At 68.1% G+C, this 18911-nt stretch carries 14 protein-coding genes; 8 read left to right on the top strand and 6 right to left on the bottom strand.

Features of this window, described 5'->3' with window-relative positions; translation table 11 throughout:
* Positions 1-268 precede the first annotated feature (268 nt).
* The 5 genes from LU699_RS01610 to LU699_RS18295 all read right to left on the bottom strand — a co-directional run bounded on the left by LU699_RS01610 (position 269) and on the right by LU699_RS18295 (position 5197).
* Positions 269-1276 (bottom strand): Csu type fimbrial protein, encoded by a 1008-nt coding sequence (locus tag LU699_RS01610; RefSeq protein WP_232138198.1) that lies wholly within the window; start codon positions 1274-1276, stop codon positions 269-271.
* A complete protein-coding gene (locus LU699_RS01605; RefSeq protein ID WP_425491654.1) occupies positions 1273-3651 on the bottom strand; it encodes a fimbria/pilus outer membrane usher protein in 2379 nt (792 codons plus the stop codon). Before LU699_RS01605 ends, LU699_RS01610 begins: the two co-directional genes overlap by 4 nt.
* A gap of 1 nt (position 3652) precedes the next feature.
* On the bottom strand, positions 3653-4393 hold the full coding sequence (locus tag LU699_RS01600) for a fimbrial biogenesis chaperone (protein WP_232138196.1): 741 nt from the start codon (positions 4391-4393) through the stop codon (positions 3653-3655).
* A 5-nt stretch (positions 4394-4398) separates the two neighbouring features.
* The gene (locus tag LU699_RS01595; RefSeq protein WP_232138195.1) at positions 4399-4902 is read right to left on the bottom strand and encodes a Csu type fimbrial protein; all 504 of its coding nucleotides are present in this window, start codon (positions 4900-4902) and stop codon (positions 4399-4401) included.
* Between the two features lie 169 nt (positions 4903-5071).
* Positions 5072-5197, bottom strand: coding sequence for a hypothetical protein (locus LU699_RS18295; RefSeq protein ID WP_268738835.1), 126 nt, complete (start codon positions 5195-5197; stop codon positions 5072-5074).
* Here LU699_RS18295 and map point away from each other — a divergent pair.
* The 6 genes from map to trxC are packed head-to-tail and all read left to right on the top strand — an operon-like array spanning position 5186 to position 11513.
* Positions 5186-5983, top strand: a complete 798-nt coding sequence (gene map, locus LU699_RS01590; RefSeq protein WP_232580460.1) for a type I methionyl aminopeptidase — start codon at positions 5186-5188, stop codon at positions 5981-5983. The genes LU699_RS18295 and map overlap by 12 nt on opposite strands.
* Before the next feature lie 49 nt (positions 5984-6032).
* Positions 6033-8600, top strand: coding sequence for a [protein-PII] uridylyltransferase (gene glnD, locus LU699_RS01585; RefSeq protein WP_232138193.1), 2568 nt, complete (start codon positions 6033-6035; stop codon positions 8598-8600).
* 30 nt (positions 8601-8630) lie between these two features.
* Positions 8631-9464: a 2,3,4,5-tetrahydropyridine-2,6-dicarboxylate N-succinyltransferase gene (gene dapD / locus LU699_RS01580; RefSeq protein ID WP_232580459.1), complete on the top strand. Its 834-nt coding sequence runs from the start codon at positions 8631-8633 to the stop codon at positions 9462-9464.
* A 4-nt stretch (positions 9465-9468) separates the two neighbouring features.
* Positions 9469-9828 (top strand): Spx/MgsR family RNA polymerase-binding regulatory protein, encoded by a 360-nt coding sequence (locus tag LU699_RS01575; RefSeq protein WP_232138190.1) that lies wholly within the window; start codon positions 9469-9471, stop codon positions 9826-9828.
* A 56-nt stretch (positions 9829-9884) separates the two neighbouring features.
* Positions 9885-11021: a succinyl-diaminopimelate desuccinylase gene (dapE, locus tag LU699_RS01570; RefSeq protein WP_232138189.1), complete on the top strand. Its 1137-nt coding sequence runs from the start codon at positions 9885-9887 to the stop codon at positions 11019-11021.
* A 57-nt stretch (positions 11022-11078) separates the two neighbouring features.
* On the top strand, positions 11079-11513 hold the full coding sequence (trxC, locus tag LU699_RS01565; RefSeq protein ID WP_232138188.1) for a thioredoxin TrxC: 435 nt from the start codon (positions 11079-11081) through the stop codon (positions 11511-11513).
* A 9-nt stretch (positions 11514-11522) separates the two neighbouring features.
* Here trxC and LU699_RS01560 read toward each other — a convergent pair whose 3' ends face one another.
* Positions 11523-12989: a GntP family permease gene (locus tag LU699_RS01560; RefSeq protein ID WP_232580458.1), complete on the bottom strand. Its 1467-nt coding sequence runs from the start codon at positions 12987-12989 to the stop codon at positions 11523-11525.
* 106 nt (positions 12990-13095) lie between these two features.
* Here LU699_RS01560 and LU699_RS01555 point away from each other — a divergent pair, with 106 nt between their 5' ends.
* Together LU699_RS01555 and LU699_RS01550 are read left to right on the top strand one after the other, a co-directional pair.
* A complete protein-coding gene (locus LU699_RS01555; RefSeq protein WP_232138186.1) occupies positions 13096-15354 on the top strand; it encodes a TonB-dependent receptor in 2259 nt (752 codons plus the stop codon).
* 157 nt (positions 15355-15511) lie between these two features.
* Positions 15512-18847, top strand: coding sequence for a hybrid sensor histidine kinase/response regulator (locus LU699_RS01550; RefSeq protein ID WP_232138185.1), 3336 nt, complete (start codon positions 15512-15514; stop codon positions 18845-18847).
* Positions 18848-18911: the final 64 nt, after the last annotated feature.

Below are 18911 nucleotides of genomic sequence, written 5' to 3'. Positions count from 1 at the left end.
GGTGGAACTCCTGACAGTGGAACCGGCCGCCACGGGTAGGTATGGGCGGTTGCGCCGCGCGGGGCGGGGCAGTGGTTCCGGGGTTGAGCCTCCCTGTCGCCTCCGTGACCGAACCTCTTGCGAGGCACCCCGGCACGGGCTGTTGCGGCAGGTGTGGATTTGCCGGTGACGCCCGGCATTGGCGACCCGGTACTCCGGGCAGCCGCCGATGATACGCCGCCGGCCTGCGGGAGGCAATCGAGGCGCTCGCCGGCGCGGGTCGCGCTTCTCAGTAGGTGATCGTGACCGTGACGGTATCGGCGTAGGTGCCTGCGGGCACCATCTGCCCGGCTGGCACACGGCCTTGGACCGTGACCGTCTGCGCGCCGCCGCTACCTGTGCCCGATGCGGTGTCAGTGCCGGCTGTCGTACCCCAGCGCTGGCTGTGCCCGGCATCGCGATACAGCTCGTAGCGGACATAGTTGGCGCTCGTGCCCAGACGCATGCGTCGCGTCGTGCCCGCAGCATGGATGCCATTGTCGAGGCCGACGTTCCAGGCTGTCCGCCCTGTGCAGGTGAAGGTCACCGCCGAGGTCTGGTCGCGATTGGTTGCAATCGCACCGGGCACATTGCCGAAGTCGAGATCCGTCGCGGTCGAGATTGTGCAACGGCTGGCGACCGGGGCGCTGGCGGTGAACGGGAATCCGGTGCTCGCGCCGCCGTTGCCGCCTGCCAGGCAGCTTGTCGGCCACGGGGGCGTCGCCAGCAACGCCTCGCTGTAGCGATAGGTGAGCACCGCATTCGCAGCGGCGAAGCTGTTGGTGAACGTACCCGCGGCCAGGCCGCTCTGGGCGGGGACCCGTCCGTAGATCGTCGTCGTCGCGGTGCCCGCGCCGCCGAGTACGGGCACGCCGTATTCCAGATCGATCTGCACAGCGGCAGGGACGCCAGGCGCCGCGCTGCCGCCCCAGATCACGGTATGGGCCGGGTTGCTGTACAGCTGGAAGTTCAATGGATCGCCGAAGCTGTTCTGCATCCGCCTGGGCACGATCTGCGCGGGTGCGACGCTGCCGCCATCGAGGTTCAGACACATGCGCACACGGGCAGTCGCCAGCAACGACAGTCCGAAGGTATTGCAGGTCACCGTGACCACGGCATTGCTGTCGACCTGGGTGGGGCCTGCCTGCGGGAAGATCATCGGCGTGCTGGTCGCCGTGCAGACAGTTGCGGCCTTGGCGGTCGGCGTCACCCAGAAAGCGGCGAGCAACAGCAGGCACAGGCCAAGGTGACGGATCATTGCGCCTCCGGGGCCGGCAGGCAGCGCAGTGCGCCGATGCGGGGAATGGTCGCGGTTGCCGCGCCGGGCATGCGGAAGTCGACCACACAGTCGCCTGCATCGGTGCGGACACGCAGGCGGTTGTCCTCGGTGAGGCCCTCCACGTAGGCCTCGCCGTCGTAGCCGACGATCGCGCTGACGCCGTCGACATCCGCGTGACCGGTGACCGTTGCGCCCATCGGCAGAGGCGCATCGTGGCTGTCGTGCAGCACCAGCAAAGCGGCCCGGACGCGACGCAACTGGAAGCCGACCGTGGTGCCGGCGCGATCGCTCGGTGTGGCGCTCAGGGACACGTCGTCGATGCGCACGTCGGCTGGCAATGTCATCGGGTCGAGCCCGAGCTGGTTGCGCTGCCACGCGCGCAATGGCGTAACCAGCAGCCGGCCGCGCGCATCCGTGCGACCGATCGTGCGGTTTTCGAGCCGCACTGGGACGTCGGCGAATCCATCCGTAGTGACGACGGCGAATGCATCGTCGACGCGGCGCGACGGAAACAGGCCGCCGCCCATCCACACGAGTGCGCCGTCGGCCTGGGCATAGGTCTGGCGCCGATCCCCGAAACGACCGGCGCCCAGCAGCAGACGACCATGCTCCCGGAGCCAGCCGACTTCGGCCAGTCCGCCGCCGCCATCGCCCGCGCGACCTTGCACCCGCCAGCCGAAACCGCCGTCGCCGGGGATCGGGCGCGACACATCCATCAGCAGGTCCTGTCCTTCGGGCTGGCGTTGCGCGGCGACGCTGAGCTGACGATCGCGACCCAGCGGCACCAGTACGCCCACAGAAAGACTGCGGTCCGCGCCCGCGTCGAGATTCTGGTTGAGGCTGACGCTCGCGGACCAGCCGCGTTCGAAGGTGCGGCTCCAGAACGCACCGGCGTACCGGGCGGGCGCGACGTCGGGGTCGGCCTGGTCCAGGCGCAGGTAGCTGAGGTTGAAACTGCCGGCGCTCTGGCTGAGATAGCCGACTAACGCGCGATCTGTGCGCAGAGGCGGCAGCGGGCCATACAGCGATGCGACATCACGGTAGTCGCCATGCGTACGCTGGCTGTCGAGCGACAGGTTCAGAGGGCGGGGCTGCCAGCTGTAGGCGAAAGTGGTCTGCCCACCGGCGCGATCGCCCAACTGGCTACGGACGTGAGAACCGCTGAGCACGCCGGCCATGCCCAGCAGCCAGGCGCCGCCAATACCCGCATTGCGCAGCCCGCCGCCGCCTTCAGCGTGTGCTTCCAGGGTGAGGCGGTCGTTGGCGCCGTAGCGCAGATTCGCGCTGGCCACGGTATCCGGGTAATAGGCGAACGAGCGCAGGCCGTAGTCCTGGCGCACGCGGCCGGCCGCCAGTGACCAGTCCGACAGTCCTGCGGCCAGCAGCCGCTGGGTTGCATAGAACGGAAAATCGAGCGTGCGACTGCGTCCGAACGCATCGGTGATCACGACCTGGGCAGTGCCGGCGCCGCTGATGCCGGGCAGTGTCGTCATTTCGAACGGGCCGGTCGGCAACTGGCCCTGGTACTGGCGCAGGCCGTTGACGTAGAGCTCGACGGCCGACGGGACCGCGACTTCGCCGAGAAAAGCGGGCGTTGGCGTCGTGATGCGATAGGGCTGCAGCGCGAAGTTGCGTCCGATCTGCAGGCCGCCGATGCGCACGGGCCGGCTCCAGTCGAGAAAGCCGGTCAGCGTGTCGCCCACCGTGACCGAAACCGCCGAGGCGGGAAACGCGAAGTCCCAACGCGTGTCCAGTCGGACGCTGTCGCGCTGCCAGCGGCTGTTTTGATCTTCGTCAGGGCTGCGCGCCTGCCAGGTGCGCAGCAGCGCCGTGTTGCTGAGTACGCCAGTTCCGATGCCGAACACGCGCAGCTCGGTGCCGGCGCTGAGTTGCGAGCCATCGCGGGCATCGCTGGCGTAGACGTCGTAGTTGAGCAGGACGCCCGGGCTGCTGTCCGCGGCGACGGGTCCGGGATCGTCGGATGGTTGGCCGATCCGCGTCGTGTCGAGCGTGAGTTGCGAAAGCGGCGCGTCGATCGACACGTGCTGCGTGGCGCTGTCGTAACGCACCTGCGCGCCGGGGATCGCGTCGAGCGGCAGCAGACCCGTCGTATTCGACGCTGCCAGCGAGAAGCCCATCGCCCGCAGCGTCCCGGCATCGGCGTGCAGACGTCCGGCGCGCGACACGAACGGGAGCAATCGCGATTGCGGTGTCTGGTTGAGCGTCACGGCGAGCCGCAGTGCAATGTCTGCATCAGGCTGGATGGCGGACGGGCGATCCAGCGCATGCGCGGGCAACGCGGCGAGTCCGCCGTTTGCCCACGCCGGCGTCGCGATCACGCCCAGCAGCAGCACATCAGCGATCCGGTGCCAGCGCACGCGCCTGCGGCTCGCCATTGAGCTTCGCCTTGATGCGACCTTCGGCCGTCGCGCCGCGCGGCAGCGGCCACTGTCGCTGCTGACCTGGCAACACGTAACCCGCGAGTCCCTGCGCCACGACGTGTCGACGGCCGCGCGGGTCGATCACCACCAGATCCGCGAACTGCGCACTGCCGGATCCGGTGTTGCGGATTTCGATCGCCGCGCCGGAGGCGCTTTCAACGAAGCGTGTCTGCAGCTGCGGCGCCGGCGGCGCCTCTGCAGATTCGAGGATGAAGACGGGGATCGAGTAGCGCAGCGCGAACCGCAAGCCCGGGCCACGGGGCCCCGCACTGTCGACCGGCAGTTCGTCGACGACGACGCGATAGGTTTTCTCGCCGCCCGCGGGTGGTGGCGAGCCGGTATGCACGATACGGATCAGCTGCTCGGCCCCCGTGCCCAACTGCAGCATCGGGGGGCTGACGACCAGATCCTCTGCCGGCTCCAGCATGTCTTCCCCGTTCTCCTGCCACCAGCGGAACGCGCGCACCTGCACGTGCACGATCTCGGTGCCACTGTTGCTGAGCGTGAGTCCTTCGGCGCCGCGTTCGACCTCGATCGTGATTCGCGTCGGCGCGACCTGCAGGCTGGCGGCTGACGCGATCGAAGACGCGCCCAGCAGCAATCCCAGCACCAGCAGCCATGCGTGGACGCGACGTGCGTCGCGGAGCCCGATCATCGGGCTCAATAGACGACCGTGGCGGTCACGATGTCGAGGTAGCTGCCGGCGGGCTGGTTCGCGCTGAGTACGCGTCCGTAGACCGGGATCGTCTGCGCTGTACCCGTGCCGGTGTTGGCGACGGTATTCGTGCCGACCGTGTCGCCCCAGATGAGCAAACGGCCCGCATCGCGGAACAGCTGATAGGGCACGAGCGCGGCGGTGCCATTGCTCATGTTGCGGGCCTCGATGCCGCCGGCGCCGGGGCTCTGGCCTGCATCGAGCGCGATGTTGTAGGCGGTGCCGGGCGTGCAGGTGACCGTGAGTGCGCCATCGGCGTCGACATTGAGCGCCGTCGAGGGCTGCGCGCCGAAATCCACGTCCGTCGCGCCGGGCGCGGTGAACGCACAGACGCTGCTGATCGAGATCCGTACCTGGAACGTCGTACTCGTGGACTGCGCGGCGGCGGGCAGCGCAAGGCAGGAAGCGGCGAGCAGGGCAAGAGAAGCGAGCAAGCGGTGCGGGGTCATCAGGCGTCTCCGGGCGATGTTGGCGAGTCCGGGCTCCGCATGCATGAAAAGTGCGTGCGATGCAGTACCGGAGCAGCGGCTGGTCGAATGACCATGTCCGACAGTGTGGAGACACGCCCGGAACCACGTCTGTGAAGCGACCTGTGAATACGGCGCTTTCAGATAATTCTCAGAACGCGTCGTTTCGTTTTTTGAAGTCGGCGATTCCGGCGCCGGCGTGGGAGATGGCCGCCGTTTGCCCGCCGATCATTCCGTCCAGAACGAATTCGGCGATAATGCCGGCATGAGTATCCACACCAAGACGCCCGAAGAAATCGAGAAGATGCGCGCGGCCGGCCGGCTGGCCGCCGAGGTGCTGCAGATCGTCGCCCCGCATGTGAAGCCGGGCGTGACGACCGAGGAACTGGACCGCATCTGCTACGACCACATCATCCGGGTGCAGGGCGCGATTCCGGCCAACGTCGGCTACAAGGGCTATCCCAAGACGACGTGCATCTCGGCCAACAACGTCATCTGCCACGGCATTCCCAACGACGCCAAGGTCCTCAAGGAAGGCGACATCATCAATATCGATGTCACCGTCATCAAGGACGGCTGGCACGGCGATACCAGCCGCATGTATTTCGTCGGTACGCCGTCGGTGATGGCGCGGCGTCTGGTCGAGGTGACGCGCGAGGCGATGTGGCGCGGCATCCGTGAAGTGAAGCCGGGCGCGACGCTCGGCGATGTCGGTCACGCGATCCAGAAGTACGCCGAGGCCGAACGTTTCAGCGTGGTGCGCGAGTACTGCGGCCACGGCATCGGCAAGGTCTATCACGACGAACCGCAGGTGCTGCATTACGGCACGCCGGGCGCCGGCGTCGTGCTCAAGGAAGGCATGACCTTCACGATCGAGCCGATGATCAACGAGGGCACGCGCTTCACCAAGGTGCTGCCCGATGGCTGGACCGTGGTCACCAAGGACCGGAAGCTGTCCGCGCAGTGGGAGCACACGGTCGCGGTCACCGCCGACGGCGTGGACGTGCTGACCCGCATCCCGGGCGACGACAACGACCCGTTTCTCGACAACGCGCCTCTCTGACGTGGGCGAGCGCACCGCCCCCCAGGTCCCCGGCGCCGACAGCGACGACATGGCATGGGTGGCGGAGGCGCGTGCCGCGCTTGCCGCCCACGATGCGCGTCTGGCGCAGGGCTTCGACGCCGGCCAGCACATCGACCGTCTGCTCGCCGCGCGTGCCAACGCCGTCGATGGCTGGGTGCGCAAGGCCTGGGCGCGCTGCATTCCCGGCGACGCACCGCTGGCGCTGTTCGCGGTCGGCGGGTACGGCCGCGGCGAACTGTTTCCGCATTCCGATATCGATCTGCTGGTCATCGCCACGTCCGACGCGCAGGCCGAACATGCCGAAGCACTGGGCCGCATGCTCGCGCTGCTGTGGGACTTCGGATTGCCGGTCGGTCACGCGGTGCGCAGTTTCGAAGAGTGCACGCGCGCCGCCGACGATGTGACTGTGTTGACCGCGCTGTTGGAAGCGCGCCCGCTGCTGGCCAACATCGGCGAGGTGCGCGCGCTGATGGACGCGATCGCCGATACGAAGGTCTGGCCGGCGGATGATTTCTTCCACGCCAAGCGCCGTGAACTCGAGATGCGCCACGCGCGCTTCGGCGATACCGCCGATAACCTCGAACCCAACATCAAGGACGGCCCCGGCGGCCTGCGCGACGTGCACAACCTGCGCTGGATGGCGCGGCGCGTGCTGGGCGTCTACGGCACCGAGGAACTGATCGCGCTGGGCCAGCTCGGCGTGGACGAACACGCGACGCTCGAGCGCGAACGCCGCACGCTGTCGCGGCTGCGCTTCGGCCTGCATCTGGTGGCCGGCAAGGCCGAAGAACGTCTGCGTTTCGACTACCAGAAGGCGCTGGCCGCGCGGCTGCATCATGTAGAGGCCGCGGACAATCCGCTTGTCGAGAAGATGATGCAGGAGTTCTACCGCAGCGCCTCGGTGGTGCAGCGGATCAGCGAACGCATGCTGCAGCGATTCGAGGAACAGATCGAAGGCGAGGGCACGCTGCAGCCGCTCGATGCCGAGTTCGGCAGCCAGCGCGGCTATCTGGTCGCACGCGACGACGTGTGGCCTGGCGGTGACATCGCCCGCGTGTTCGACCTGTTCGCGATGTGGGCCGATCACCAGGAACTGCGCGGCCTGCACTCGCAGACCGCGCGCGCGCTGGCCGAATCGCTGCATGCGCTGCCGTCGTGGCGCAACGCATCGACCGGATTGCGCGAGCAGTTTCTCGGCCTGCTGCGCGGTCCGATTCCGGTGCGCACGCTCGAGCGCATGGCGCGTCTGGGCGTACTGGGTGTGTGGATTCCCGAGTTCGCGAACGTGACCGGGCGCATGCAGTTCGACCTGTTCCACGTCTACACGGTCGACCAGCACACGCTCGCGGTGCTGCGCAATATCGCCAGCTTCGCGTCCGAGGCGCCGGACGAGCGTTTCTCCAGCGCGCACGAAGTCTGGCCGCAACTGCGCAAGCCGGAACTGCTGTTGATCGCCGGCCTGTTCCACGACATCGCCAAGGGCCGCGGCGGTGACCATTCCGAACTCGGCGCAGTCGATGCGCGCGAGTTCTGCGAAGGCCACGGCCTCGGCGAGCCGGACACCGCGCTCGTCGAATGGCTGGTCAAGCGGCACCTGCTGATGTCGACCAGCGCGCAGAAGCTCGACATTTCCGATCCGGCGGTGATCCACAAGTTCGCCACCGAGGTCGCCGATCGTGAGCGCCTCGACTACCTCTACCTGCTGACCTGCGCCGACATTGCCGGCACCTCGCCCAAGCTGTGGAACGCATGGAAGGATCGGTTGCTGACCGACCTGCGCAGCGCGACGCGGCTGGCGTTGCGGCGTGGTCTCGAGAATCCGGTGGCCGCCGTCGAGCGCATCGCCGAAGCGCGCGATCGCGCGCGCGGTCTGCTTTCGGCGCACGGCGTCAATGATACTGAAGCCGATGCGCTGTTCACCCGCATTCCGCAGGAGAGTTTCCTGCGCGGTCGCGCCGACCAGGTGGTCTGGCAGGCGCTGGGCCTGCGTGACACCGTCGACGGCGATGTCGTGGTGCGCGTGCGCCGGCTTGCCGCAGGCGCCCAGGCGCTGGAAGTTTTCGTGCATTCGCCCGATCGCGATGGGCTGTTCTCGGCCATCGTCATCACCCTCGACCGGCTGGGTCTGGTGATCCAGCAGGCGCGCGCGCTGGACGGGCCGGGCGGCACGATCTTCGACGTGTTCCAGGTGCTGCCGGCGGACACGCGGCAGAGCCTCGAGCTTGCCTCGATCGAACGCAAGCTCACCACGGTGCTGACCGGTTCGCTGGATCTGCGCCCGGCACGTCGCGCGCAGCCACGGCACCTTCGGCATTTCCGCGTGCCACCGCGCATCGAATTCAATACCAGCGCCGATGGCAGGCACACGGTCTTCAGTCTCGTCTGCACCGATCGTCCCGGCCTGCTGGCCGATGTCGCCCACGAGCTGCGGCAGCACGGCGTGCGCGTGCACGATGCACGCGTGGCGACGTTCGGCGAACGCGTCGAGGACGTGTTCCGGCTGAGCGACAGCGCCGGTCGCCTGCTCGACGACGACGCGCAGGACGCCTTGCGCCTCGCGCTGCTCGCCTCGATCGATGGCGACGTGGCACGATAACGTCCCGTTTTTCCCCCACGAAGTCCCGTCATGACCCAAGCCCTGCAGAGCACCATCGAAGATGCGTTCGCGCGTCGCGCCGAATTGTCCGCCGCCGAGATCGGCGATGCCGTCAAACCGGCTATCGAGCAGGCGATGCAGGGCCTGGAATCGGGTGAGCTGCGCGTCGCCCAGCCCGATGGCAACGGCGGCTGGCAGGTCAACGAGTGGTTGAAGAAGGCGGTGCTGCTGTATTTCCGCACCAACGACATGGCCGTCGTCGACGCGCAGCCTGCGCCGTTCTGGGACAAGGTGGAGCCGCGTTTCGCCGGCTACGACGAAGCCAAGTTCAAGGCCGCCGGCGTGCGCGTAGTGCCGGGTGCGGCCGTGCGCCGTGGCACCTATTTCGGCCGCGACGTCGTGCTGATGCCGAGCTTCGTCAACATCGGCGCGTACGTCGGTGAAGGCACGATGGTCGATACCTGGGCGACCGTCGGCTCCTGCGCGCAGATCGGCAAGCACGTGCATCTGTCGGGCGGCGCCGGTATCGGCGGCGTGCTGGAACCGCTGCAGGCCAGTCCGACGATCATCGAAGACCACTGCTTCATCGGCGCGCGTTCGGAAGTCGTCGAAGGCGTCGTCGTCGGCCACCGCAGCGTCATCGGCATGGGCGTGTTCCTCGGCCAGTCGACCCGTATCTACAACCGCGCGACCGGCGAAGTCAGCTACGGCTACGTACCGCCGGGCAGCGTCGTCGTCTCCGGCCAGCTGCCGGCCCAGGACGGTTCGCATTCGCTGTACTGCGCGGTGATCGTCAAGCAGGTCGACGAGAAGACCCGCAGCAAGACCAGCGTTAACGATCTGCTGCGTGGTCTGGCGGACTGAGCGCATGACCACCACCGTCTACGGCCTCAAGAACTGCGACACCTGCAGGAAGGCGACCAAGTGGCTCGACCGCTTCGGCGTCGCGCACACCTTCGTCGATTACCGGGATACGAAGCCGACGCCGGAGACGCTGGTCGAGTGGGCCGGCAAGCTGGGCGGCTTCGAGGCGATGGTCAACAAGTCCTCGACGACCTGGCGGCAGCTGCCGGATAACCGCAAGGCCGCGGCCAGCGATGCGGAATGGAAGCTGCTGCTGCGCGAGTATCCGCAGCTGATAAGGCGCCCGCTGGTGGTGACCGATGACGGTGAGATCAGCCAGGGTTTCAGCGACAACGGCTTCAAGAAGCGCTTCAACATCGACTGAGCGCGCGCGGTGCCCGTTACGATGGCGGGCATCGTAGCTTCCGGAGCACTGTCGTCATGAGCGACGTCCTCGACCTCACCCGTGACCTGATCGCACGCAAGTCGGTCACGCCCGATGATGCCGGCTGCCAGGCGCTGATCGCCGCGCGGCTGCAGGCCGCGGGTTTTTCGATCGAATCGATGCGCCACGGCGATGTCGACAATCTCTGGGCCACACACGGGCAGGGCGCACCGGTGCTGGTGTTGCTGGGCCACACCGATGTCGTGCCGAGCGGGCCGGTCGAGGCGTGGACGTCGGATCCCTTCAAACCGGAGATCCGCGACGGTGTGCTGTACGGCCGCGGCGCGGCGGACATGAAGGGCGGTGTCGCGGCGTTCGTCGTCGCAGCGGAGCGCTTCGTCGCCGCGCATCCCGAGCACACCGGCACGCTCGCGTTGCTGCAGACGTCGGACGAAGAAGGCGATGCGATCGACGGCGTGCGCCGCGTCGCGCGGACGTTCGAAGAGCGCGGTACGCACATCGACTGGTGCATCACCGGTGAGCCTTCGTCGACATCGACGCTCGGCGATCTGCTGCGCGTCGGCCGGCGCGGCAGCCTGTCGGCCACGTTGACCGTACGCGGCGTGCAGGGACATGTGGCTTATCCAGACAAGGCGCGCAATCCGATCCACGACGCGGCACCGGCGCTGGCCGAACTCGTCGCGCGGCGCTGGGACGACGGCTTCGAATCCTTTCCGCCGACCAGCCTGCAGATCAGCAACATCGCCGCCGGCACCGGCGCGACCAATGTGATTCCCGGCACCGCCACCGTGCAGTTCAACCTGCGCTACACGCCGCACTGGGATGCGCCGAAGCTGGAAGCGGAGATCGCGGTTTTGCTGGATCGCCATGCACTCGACTACACGTTGGCCTGGCATCGCAGCGGCGAACCGTTCTACACGCCCGAAGGCCCGCTTCGCGCGGCCGCGCGCGAGGTGCTGACGACGTTCGCCGGCGCACCGCCCGAGGAAAGCACCGGCGGGGGCACCTCGGATGCGCGCTTCATCGCGCCACTCGGCGCGCAGTGCATCGAGATCGGGCCGGTCAACGCCAGCATCCACCAGGTCAACGAACACATCCGCGTCGCGGATCTCGATGCGCTGCCCGATCTCTACGAAGCGCTCATCTCGCGGCTGCTGCCTGACGCGGACTGACATCTTGCCCGCGTGTCGACGCGCGTGCGTGCACGCTGCGCAGGAAGGGAGAACACCATGACCGATTCCGCCATCGTCGCCTGTCCGCAATGCCACATCCGCAACCGCGTGCCGTATGCGCGGCTGGCGGATGCGCCGACCTGCGGCAAGTGCCAGTCCGTCCTGCTGCCGGCGCACCCGATCACCTTGACCGCGGGCACTTTCGACGCGCATGCACTGCAGTCGGATCTGCCGCTTCTGGTCGACTTCTGGGCGCCGTGGTGTGGGCCGTGCCTGTCGATGGCGCCTGCGTTCGAGCAGGCAGCCGCGCAGCTCGCGCCGCGGATCGTGCTGGCCAAGGTCGATACCGAAGCCGAGCCGGTACTCGGCGGCCGCTTCCATATCCGGAGCATCCCGACGCTGGTGCTGTTCGCCGGTGGTCGCGAGGTTGCGCGCCAATCCGGCGCACTGCCGTTGCAGGCAATCCTGCAGTTCGCGCGTCAGCAGCGCTGACGCGGGCCTTCAGACCCAGCCCGTCGCGTAGAACAGGCCGATGATCACGAACACCGCGAGTGTCTTGATCAGGGTGATCGCGAAGATGTCCTTGTAGGCCTGGCGATGGGTCAGGCCGGTCACGGCGAGCAGGGTGATCACTGCGCCGTTGTGCGGCAGCGTGTCCATGCCGCCAGAGGCCATCGATGCGACGCGATGCAGGACTTCCATCGGAATGCCGGCCGCGTTCGCATTGGCGATGAAGGTCTCCGACATCGCGGCGAGCGCGATGCCCATGCCGCCCGAGGCCGAGCCGGTGATGCCGGCAAGCGCGGTCACGGTGACGGCTTCGTTGACCAGCGGGTCGGAGATCGTGCCCAGGCCGCGCGTCACCAGCAGGAAGCCCGGCAGCGCGGCGATGACCGCGCCAAAGCCGTACTCGGACGCGGTGTTCATGGAGGCCAGCAAAGCGCCGTTGATCGCGGTCTTGGTGCCCTCGGCGAAGCTCGTCAGCACCGGCTTCCATGCGAACGCCAACACGGTGAGAATGCCGACCAGCAGCGCGCCCTGGACGGCCCAGATCGCGGCGATCCGCGAGACTTCCTGCACAACCGGCGCCGGGTCGCCGAGCACGCTCGGCAGGAAACTATGAGTCTCGCCGTAGAAGGTCGGAATCCAGCGGGTGAACACGATGTTGCTCACGCCGACCAGCACCAGCGGCAGCAGCGCGATCAGCGGATTGGCGAGCGCTCCGCCGGCGAACGGCGCGGGTTCGTTGAGCAGCGTCGCGGGATCGCCGTAGCCTTCGCCGGCACGCAGCGCCGCGCGGCGGCGCCACTCCAGATACGTCATGCCGACGGCGAGAATGAAGACGCCGCCGATCGTGCCCAGCACCGGCGCCGCCCAGGCATCGGTGCCGAAGAACGAGGTCGGGATGATGTTCTGGATCTGCGGCGTGCCGGGCAGGGCGTCCATGGTGAAGGTGAACGCGCCGAGCGCGATCGTGCCCGGGATCAGGCGCTTGGGAATGTCGCTCTGGCGGAACAGCTCGGAGGCGAACGGGTACACCGCGAACACCACGACGAACAGCGACACGCCGCCGTAGGTCAGCAGCGCGCAGACCACGACGATCGACAGCATTGCCTGCTTCGGCCCGAACAGCCGGATGGTCGCGGCGACGATGGATTTCGAGAAGCCCGACAGCTCGATGACCTTGCCGAACACCGCGCCGAGCAGGAACACCGGGAAATACAGCTTCAGGAAGCCGACCATCTTGTCCATGAAGAGTCCGGTGAACATCGGCGCGACGAGCGTCGGGTCAGTCAGCAACACAGCGCCGAGTGCGGCGATCGGCGCGAACAGGATCACGCTGTAGCCGCGATAGGCGACCACCATCAGGAACACCAGCGCGCCCAGTACGATCAGAAAGTCCATGTCGCCCCACACCACCCGCGGCCCGCGGGCCAGATGGGGCGCAGTGTCGGCGTCGCCGCGCATCGGCGGCCATTGTCCGAAGGTACGATGCCGCGCGCCGCCGTCACTCCCTAGTCTTGCGTTCGGGCGGCACCGTGCCGCACGAATGCGACCCGTGGGAGGGGACACAATGAAGCGCAACACCATCCGGCATACCGCCCTGAGTCTGGCCGTGGGTCTGGGACTTTCCGTGCCCGCCGTCCATGCGCAGCAGGCCGCCGAACCGGCGCCGCAGACGCAGACCGGCAGCTCCGCCACCACGCTCGATGCGATCACCGTCACCGCGCGTCGCCGCAGCGAATCGATCCAGGACGTGCCGGTCGCGGTCAGTGCCTTCGGCGAGGAACAGCTCAAAGACCTGCAGGCCAACAACATCGACGGCCTGCAGGGCGCCGTGCCCAACCTCAACATCGTGCAGGGCCGCGGTTCGGCCAACAGCGTCAACGCCTTCATCCGCGGCATCGGCCAGCCGGACGCGCTGCAGACCTTCGATCCGGGCGTGGGCCTGTACGTCGACGATGTCTACTACTCGCGCATCAACGGCGCGCTGTTCTCGCTGTTCGACGTACAGCAGGTCGAAGTGCTGCGCGGCCCGCAGGGCACGCTGTACGGCAAGAACTCGACCGGCGGCGCGATCAAGGTCACGACCAAGAATCCCTTCGACGACAGCGGTGGCGCGGTCGAACTGACCGGCGGCGACCACGGCCGTGCCGAAGGCCGTTTCTACGTCTCCGGCAAGCTCAGCGAGACCGTGGCGGCGAGCTTCGCCGGCGCGTGGCTCAACCACGACGGCTTCATCCGCGACCGCGTCAGCGGCAAGCACTACAACGACGACGACACGCGCGCGCTCCGCGCCAAGATCGCGTTCCAGCCGACCGACGATTTCCGCGCGACGCTGTCGATCGATCACACGAAGCAGGACGCCGCGCTCTCGCTTGGCCAGCCAACCGCGCCACTGCGCCGCACCGATCTCGTGCTCGGTCCAGTCACGCTGCTGCCTGCACCGACCGGCGAGTTCGATTTCACCGCGCGCACCTCGTTCCGCCCCGACCAGGGTCAGGAGCTGAAGCATTCGGGCGTATCGCTGGCGGCCGAGTGGGATCTGAGTGATGCGCTGCTGTTCAAGAGCATCACCTCGTACCGCGAGTTGGAGACGCATTCCTTCATCGACATCGACGCGTCCGAGTTCGAACTCGGCGACGTGCTGGTCGCGCTGGACCAGAACCAGTTCAGCCAGGAATTCCAGCTGCAGTACGACAACGGGAGCAACCTGCAGACCACGTTCGGCGCGTACTACATGAAGGAAGACGTGCCGTCCTACCAGGAAGCCTATGCCGACGATCTGTTCTCGTTCGCCGGCACGCGCGTGCCGTTCCTGCGCACGATCGCCGACGATCTGAGCACCGAGAGCATCGCCGCGTTCGCGCATGCGAACTGGGAGTTCGTGCCGACCTGGAAGCTCGCCGCCGGCCTGCGCTGGACCAGCGACACCAAGGACTACGACCGCAGCACCAGCACGTTCTGGGGTGCACCGCTGAGCGCGCTCAACGAGACCGTCGCCTTCAGCGCGAAGAAGAGCTGGACCGCGTGGACGCCGTCGGTGAGCCTGCAGAAGGCGTTCTCCGACAATCTGATGGGCTACGTGTCGGCGAACCGCGGCTTCAAGTCGGGCGGCTTCAACGGCCGCGCCAATACGCGCACTGACGCGGCGGCGCCGGACTTCGATCCGGAGTTCGTCTGGACCTACGAAGTGGGCGTGAAGGGCAATTCGTCCGACAACCGCCTGCGCGGCAGCGTCGCGGCGTTCTGGAGCGAGTACAAGGATTTCCAGGCCCGCGTGTCGCAGGACGTCGGCACGTTCCCCGTGCTCAACGCCGCGGAGCTCGAGATCAAGGGCATCGAGTTCGAGGGCAGCGCGCTGCTGGGTGAGACCACGACGCTGAGCGCACAGGTCGGTTATCTCGACGCGCAGTACAAGTCCTTCGAGGATTTCCGTCTCGACCCGTCGTATCCGGGCTTCGATCCGAACGTCAATCACGACCACGTGCCGTTCTCGCCGGAATGGACCGCGCGCGTGGCCCTGCAGCACGGCTTCCCGCTCGCCAACGGCGGTCAGGTTAGCGTCGGCGCCGACGTGTCGTATCGCAGCGACACCTGGCTGTCGGTCGACAACCGCGTCAACCTCAGCCAGGACGCCTACACCCTGGTCGGCGCCTACGGCGTGTGGGATTCGCCGCAGTACGTGTGGCAGGTGCGCGCCGGTGTGCGCAACCTGACCGACAAGACCTACAAGGTCGAAGGCCAGGAGTTCGCCAGCGTCGGCAACATCCAGACCGCGTACTACGGCTGGCCGCGCAACTGGTATGTGTCGGTGCGCTACAACTTCTGACGCGTCGCGGTTCTGACGTGATTGATGGAAGCGGAGGCCGCCTGCGGGCGGCCTTCGTGCGTCCGGGCCAGGGCTCGCGCTGCGCTATGCTCGCCGGCGGATCGAGGGGACGCCACGCCGTGATTGCGGCATCGACAACGCGCATCAGGAACACGGCATGTTGAGTGTCGGCGTCGTCGTCGCCGCGGTCGGCCTGTGGCTGGCCGCGATGTTCGCCGCTGCGGTCTATGGCGAGCGGCACCCCGATGCGCTCGGTGCGCGCTGGCGGCATATCTACGTGCTGTCGCTCGCGGTGCACTGCACCTCGTGGACCTTCTACGGCACGGTCACGCAGGCTGCGCGTTACGGCTGGCCACTGCCGCCGACGTTTCTCGGCGCGATCCTGTTCCATCTGCTGGCGTGGCCGGTGCTGCTGCGTCTGGTGCGGCTGGCGCGCGACAGCAATGCGACATCCCTGGCCGATCTGATCGCCTCGCGGCTCGGGCGCGATGCCTGGCTCGCGGCGACGGTCACGCTGGTCGTCGCCCTGGGTCTGGTGCCCTACATCGCACTGCAGCTCAAAGCGGTGGCGATGAGCTACGCGACGCTGCTCGGCCATCCGCAGGCGCAGGCCGGCGCAGTCGCGCCGTGGCAGGACAGCGCGCTCTACGTCGCGCTGGCGATGGCGCTGTTCACGATGCTGTTCGGCACGCGCCGCGCGAGCGCCGCGGGGCACAACCGAGGCCTTGTGCTGGCGATGGCGTTCGAGTCGGTGTTCAAGCTCGCGGCGATGCTCGCGCTGGGCCTGTTCGTCTGGTTCGGATTGCGGGGTCTGCCAGAACTTGCATCGTCCGCGGTCGTGACGCCGGTGGTCGGTAGCGCCAGCGGTTTCGTGCCTTTGGTGCTGCTGGGCGCAGCAGCGATGTTCATCATGCCGCACCAGTTCCATGTCGGTGTCGTCGAGTGTCGCGACGAATCGCACGTGCGCGCGGCGCGCTGGCGTTTCCCGCTTTACCTGCTGCTGATCGCCCTGCCGATGCTGCCGCTCGCACGCGCGGGCAGTGCCCTGCTCGGCGATTCGGTGTCGTCGGACATGTACGCGCTCGCGCTGCCGCTGGCGATGGGGCAGGAGGGGCTCGCGCTGGTGGTGTTTCTCGGCGGCCTGAGCGCGGCGACCGGAATGGTCATCGTCAGCACGCTGACGCTGAGCCTGATGATCGGCAACCACTGGTTCGCGCCGGGCCTGCTGCGCGGCGCGTGGTCGCGCGGCGACGGCGACGATCATCGGGGCGCGCTGCTGATGCTGCGGCGTGGGGTGATCGTCGCGATCATGCTGCTGGGCTGGATCTACAGCCGCATGGTCAGCGGCAACGACGCGCTCGCCGATGTCGGCGCGGTCTCGTTCTCGGCGCTGGCCACGCTGGTGCCCGCGCTCGGCTTCGCGGTGCTGCGCCCGCAGACGCCGCCGCTCGCCGCGCTGGTCGGCGTACTCGCCGCGTTCGCCGCGTGGGCTTGGGTGATGCTGGTGCCGATGCTCGCGGGCGACGCGCCGACGTGGCTGCAGGCCTGGCCGGCCGCGCTCGCGTGGTTGTCGCCCGATGGCCTGTTCGGGCTGACCGGCTGGAGCCGTCTGGGTCGCGCGGTGGGCGCGAGCCTGTTCGTCGGCGTGGCGCTGACCCTGCTGCTGTCGCTGCGCCATTCGCCTGACGACGCGGCCGCGCGGCGGCGGCGTCCCGGTGCGAGTCGGCAGACCCTGGCGAGCGCCGGCCGGCGCTTCCTGTCGAGCGCGCGCGTCGACGAACTGCTGCAGGACGCGCCGGCGCAGGGACCCGTCCCGCGGCGCGTACAGGCGCGGATGGAACGCGAACTGTCGGCGGTGCTCGGCGCAGCATCCGCGCGTCTGTTGCTCGACGCCGCGCGTCGAGATGCCGGCCCTGATTTCGACACAGTCGCGGCGATCGTCGGCGAGGCCTCGCAGGACCTGCGCTTCAACCAGCGCGTGCTCGAAGCGGCGCTGGAGAACATGACGCAGGGCATCAGCGTCGTCGACGACAAGCTGCGGCTGGTCGCTTGGAACGCGCGCTACGCCGAACTGTTCGGCTATCCGGCATCGCTGCTGCGCGTGGGCGTCGAAGTCGCGGCGCTGGTGCGGCACAACGTCGGCAGTGGCCTGATCGGCGCGGTCGATGTCGAAGCCGAGGTCGACAAGCGCCTGCGGCACATGCGCGCCGGCACGCCCTATGTTGCCGAGCGCCGGCTGGCAGGCGGCCAGGTCATCGAGATCCGGGGCAACACGATGCCGGGCGGCGGCTTCGTCGCGACGTTCACCGACGTCACAGCGTTTCGCCGGACCGAACATGCATTGCGGCTGTCGAACGAGACATTGGAGCAGCGCGTCGCCGAACGCACCGACAGTCTCGACCAGGCGCGTCGCGAGGCTGAGCGCGCGAACCTCGCCAAGACCCGCTTCCTGACCGCCGTCGGTCACGATCTGATGCAGCCGCTGCATGCCGCGCAGCTGTTCACCGATGCGCTGTCGCAGCAACTGCCCGGCGACGTGGAACCCCGCCTGCGGCAGATCCGCGGCGCGCTGGATTCGACCAGCGATCTGCTGACCGGCCTGTTCGACATGTCGCGGCTAGAGGCCGGCGGTCTGGTGCCGCAGCCGCGCGCATTTCCGCTGGCCGAGGTGCTCGAACCGCTGGCTTCCGAATTCGCCGCGCTCGCGGCCGCGCGCGGGCTGACCTTCCGCTACGTGCGCAGCCGTGCTTGGGTCGACAGTGATCCGCAGCTGTTGCGCCGCGTGCTGCAGAACTTCCTCGGCAATGCAGTGCGCTACACGCAGCGCGGCGGCGTGCTGATCGGCGTACGGCGCGTAGATGGACACGTGCGTATCGAAGTGCACGACACAGGGCCCGGCATTCCGGACGCGCAGCAGGCGGTGATCTTCGAGGAGTTCCGGCGCGGCGAAGGCGCAGCGGGGCAGGGACTCGGGCTGGGCCTGGCGATCGCGGACCGCATCGCGCATCTGCTGCAGGCGCCGATCGCGCTGCGCAGCCGCATCGGGCATGGCACGGCGTTCTCGATCGCGGTCGCCGGTGCGCATGCCGATCGCGCCGCGCCGCTGCCGATCCGCGCGGGACTCGCCGGCGCGCGCGTGCTGGTCGTCGACAACGATCCCGCAGCGCTGGCGGCACTGGCGACGCTGTTGCGGGGCTGGGGCTGCAGTGTCGACGCGGTCGCCGATGGCGATGCGGCCGGGCATGCGCTGACGCAGATGCCGGCCGACCTGTGGGTGTTCGATTACCACCTCGACGATGGCGACACGGGCATTGCGCTGCACACACGACTCGCCGCGCGCTTCGGCGAGCGCCCGACGCTGATCGTCAGCGCCGACGACACCGGCGCGGTGCGCAGCGATGCGCTTGCCACCGGTCTGTCACTCCTGCCCAAGCCGGTGCGGCCGCTGGCGCTGAAGTCGGTGCTGGATCGCATGCGCGCGATGCGCGGCTGACGCATCTTCCGTCCCGTCATATCGCAAACGGATGCCGTCATCCGGCGAACGCCGGGATCCATTT

This window comes from Luteimonas fraxinea (assembly GCF_021233355.1).
Taxonomy (GTDB): domain Bacteria; phylum Pseudomonadota; class Gammaproteobacteria; order Xanthomonadales; family Xanthomonadaceae; genus Luteimonas; species Luteimonas fraxinea.
Note: the sequence above shows the minus strand (reverse complement) of the source record. Positions and strands in the feature narration are given on the sequence as shown.

What these genes read in the sequence shown, in the direction of transcription:
- LU699_RS01610 (WP_232138198.1), bottom strand. Translation starts at nt 1,276, where the DNA reads ATGATCCGTCACCTTGGCCTGTGCCTGCTGTTGCTCGCCGCTTTCTGG.
- LU699_RS01600 (WP_232138196.1), bottom strand. Translation starts at nt 4,393, where the DNA reads ATGATCGGGCTCCGCGACGCACGTCGCGTCCACGCATGGCTGCTGGTG.
- LU699_RS01595 (WP_232138195.1), bottom strand. Translation starts at nt 4,902, where the DNA reads ATGACCCCGCACCGCTTGCTCGCTTCTCTTGCCCTGCTCGCCGCTTCC.
- map (WP_232580460.1), top strand. Translation starts at nt 5,186, where the DNA reads ATGAGTATCCACACCAAGACGCCCGAAGAAATCGAGAAGATGCGCGCG.
- glnD (WP_232138193.1), top strand. Translation starts at nt 6,033, where the DNA reads ATGGCATGGGTGGCGGAGGCGCGTGCCGCGCTTGCCGCCCACGATGCG.
- dapD (WP_232580459.1), top strand. Translation starts at nt 8,631, where the DNA reads ATGACCCAAGCCCTGCAGAGCACCATCGAAGATGCGTTCGCGCGTCGC.
- LU699_RS01575 (WP_232138190.1), top strand. Translation starts at nt 9,469, where the DNA reads ATGACCACCACCGTCTACGGCCTCAAGAACTGCGACACCTGCAGGAAG.
- dapE (WP_232138189.1), top strand. Translation starts at nt 9,885, where the DNA reads ATGAGCGACGTCCTCGACCTCACCCGTGACCTGATCGCACGCAAGTCG.
- trxC (WP_232138188.1), top strand. Translation starts at nt 11,079, where the DNA reads ATGACCGATTCCGCCATCGTCGCCTGTCCGCAATGCCACATCCGCAAC.
- LU699_RS01560 (WP_232580458.1), bottom strand. Translation starts at nt 12,989, where the DNA reads ATGCGCGGCGACGCCGACACTGCGCCCCATCTGGCCCGCGGGCCGCGG.
- LU699_RS01555 (WP_232138186.1), top strand. Translation starts at nt 13,096, where the DNA reads ATGAAGCGCAACACCATCCGGCATACCGCCCTGAGTCTGGCCGTGGGT.
- LU699_RS01550 (WP_232138185.1), top strand. Translation starts at nt 15,512, where the DNA reads ATGTTGAGTGTCGGCGTCGTCGTCGCCGCGGTCGGCCTGTGGCTGGCC.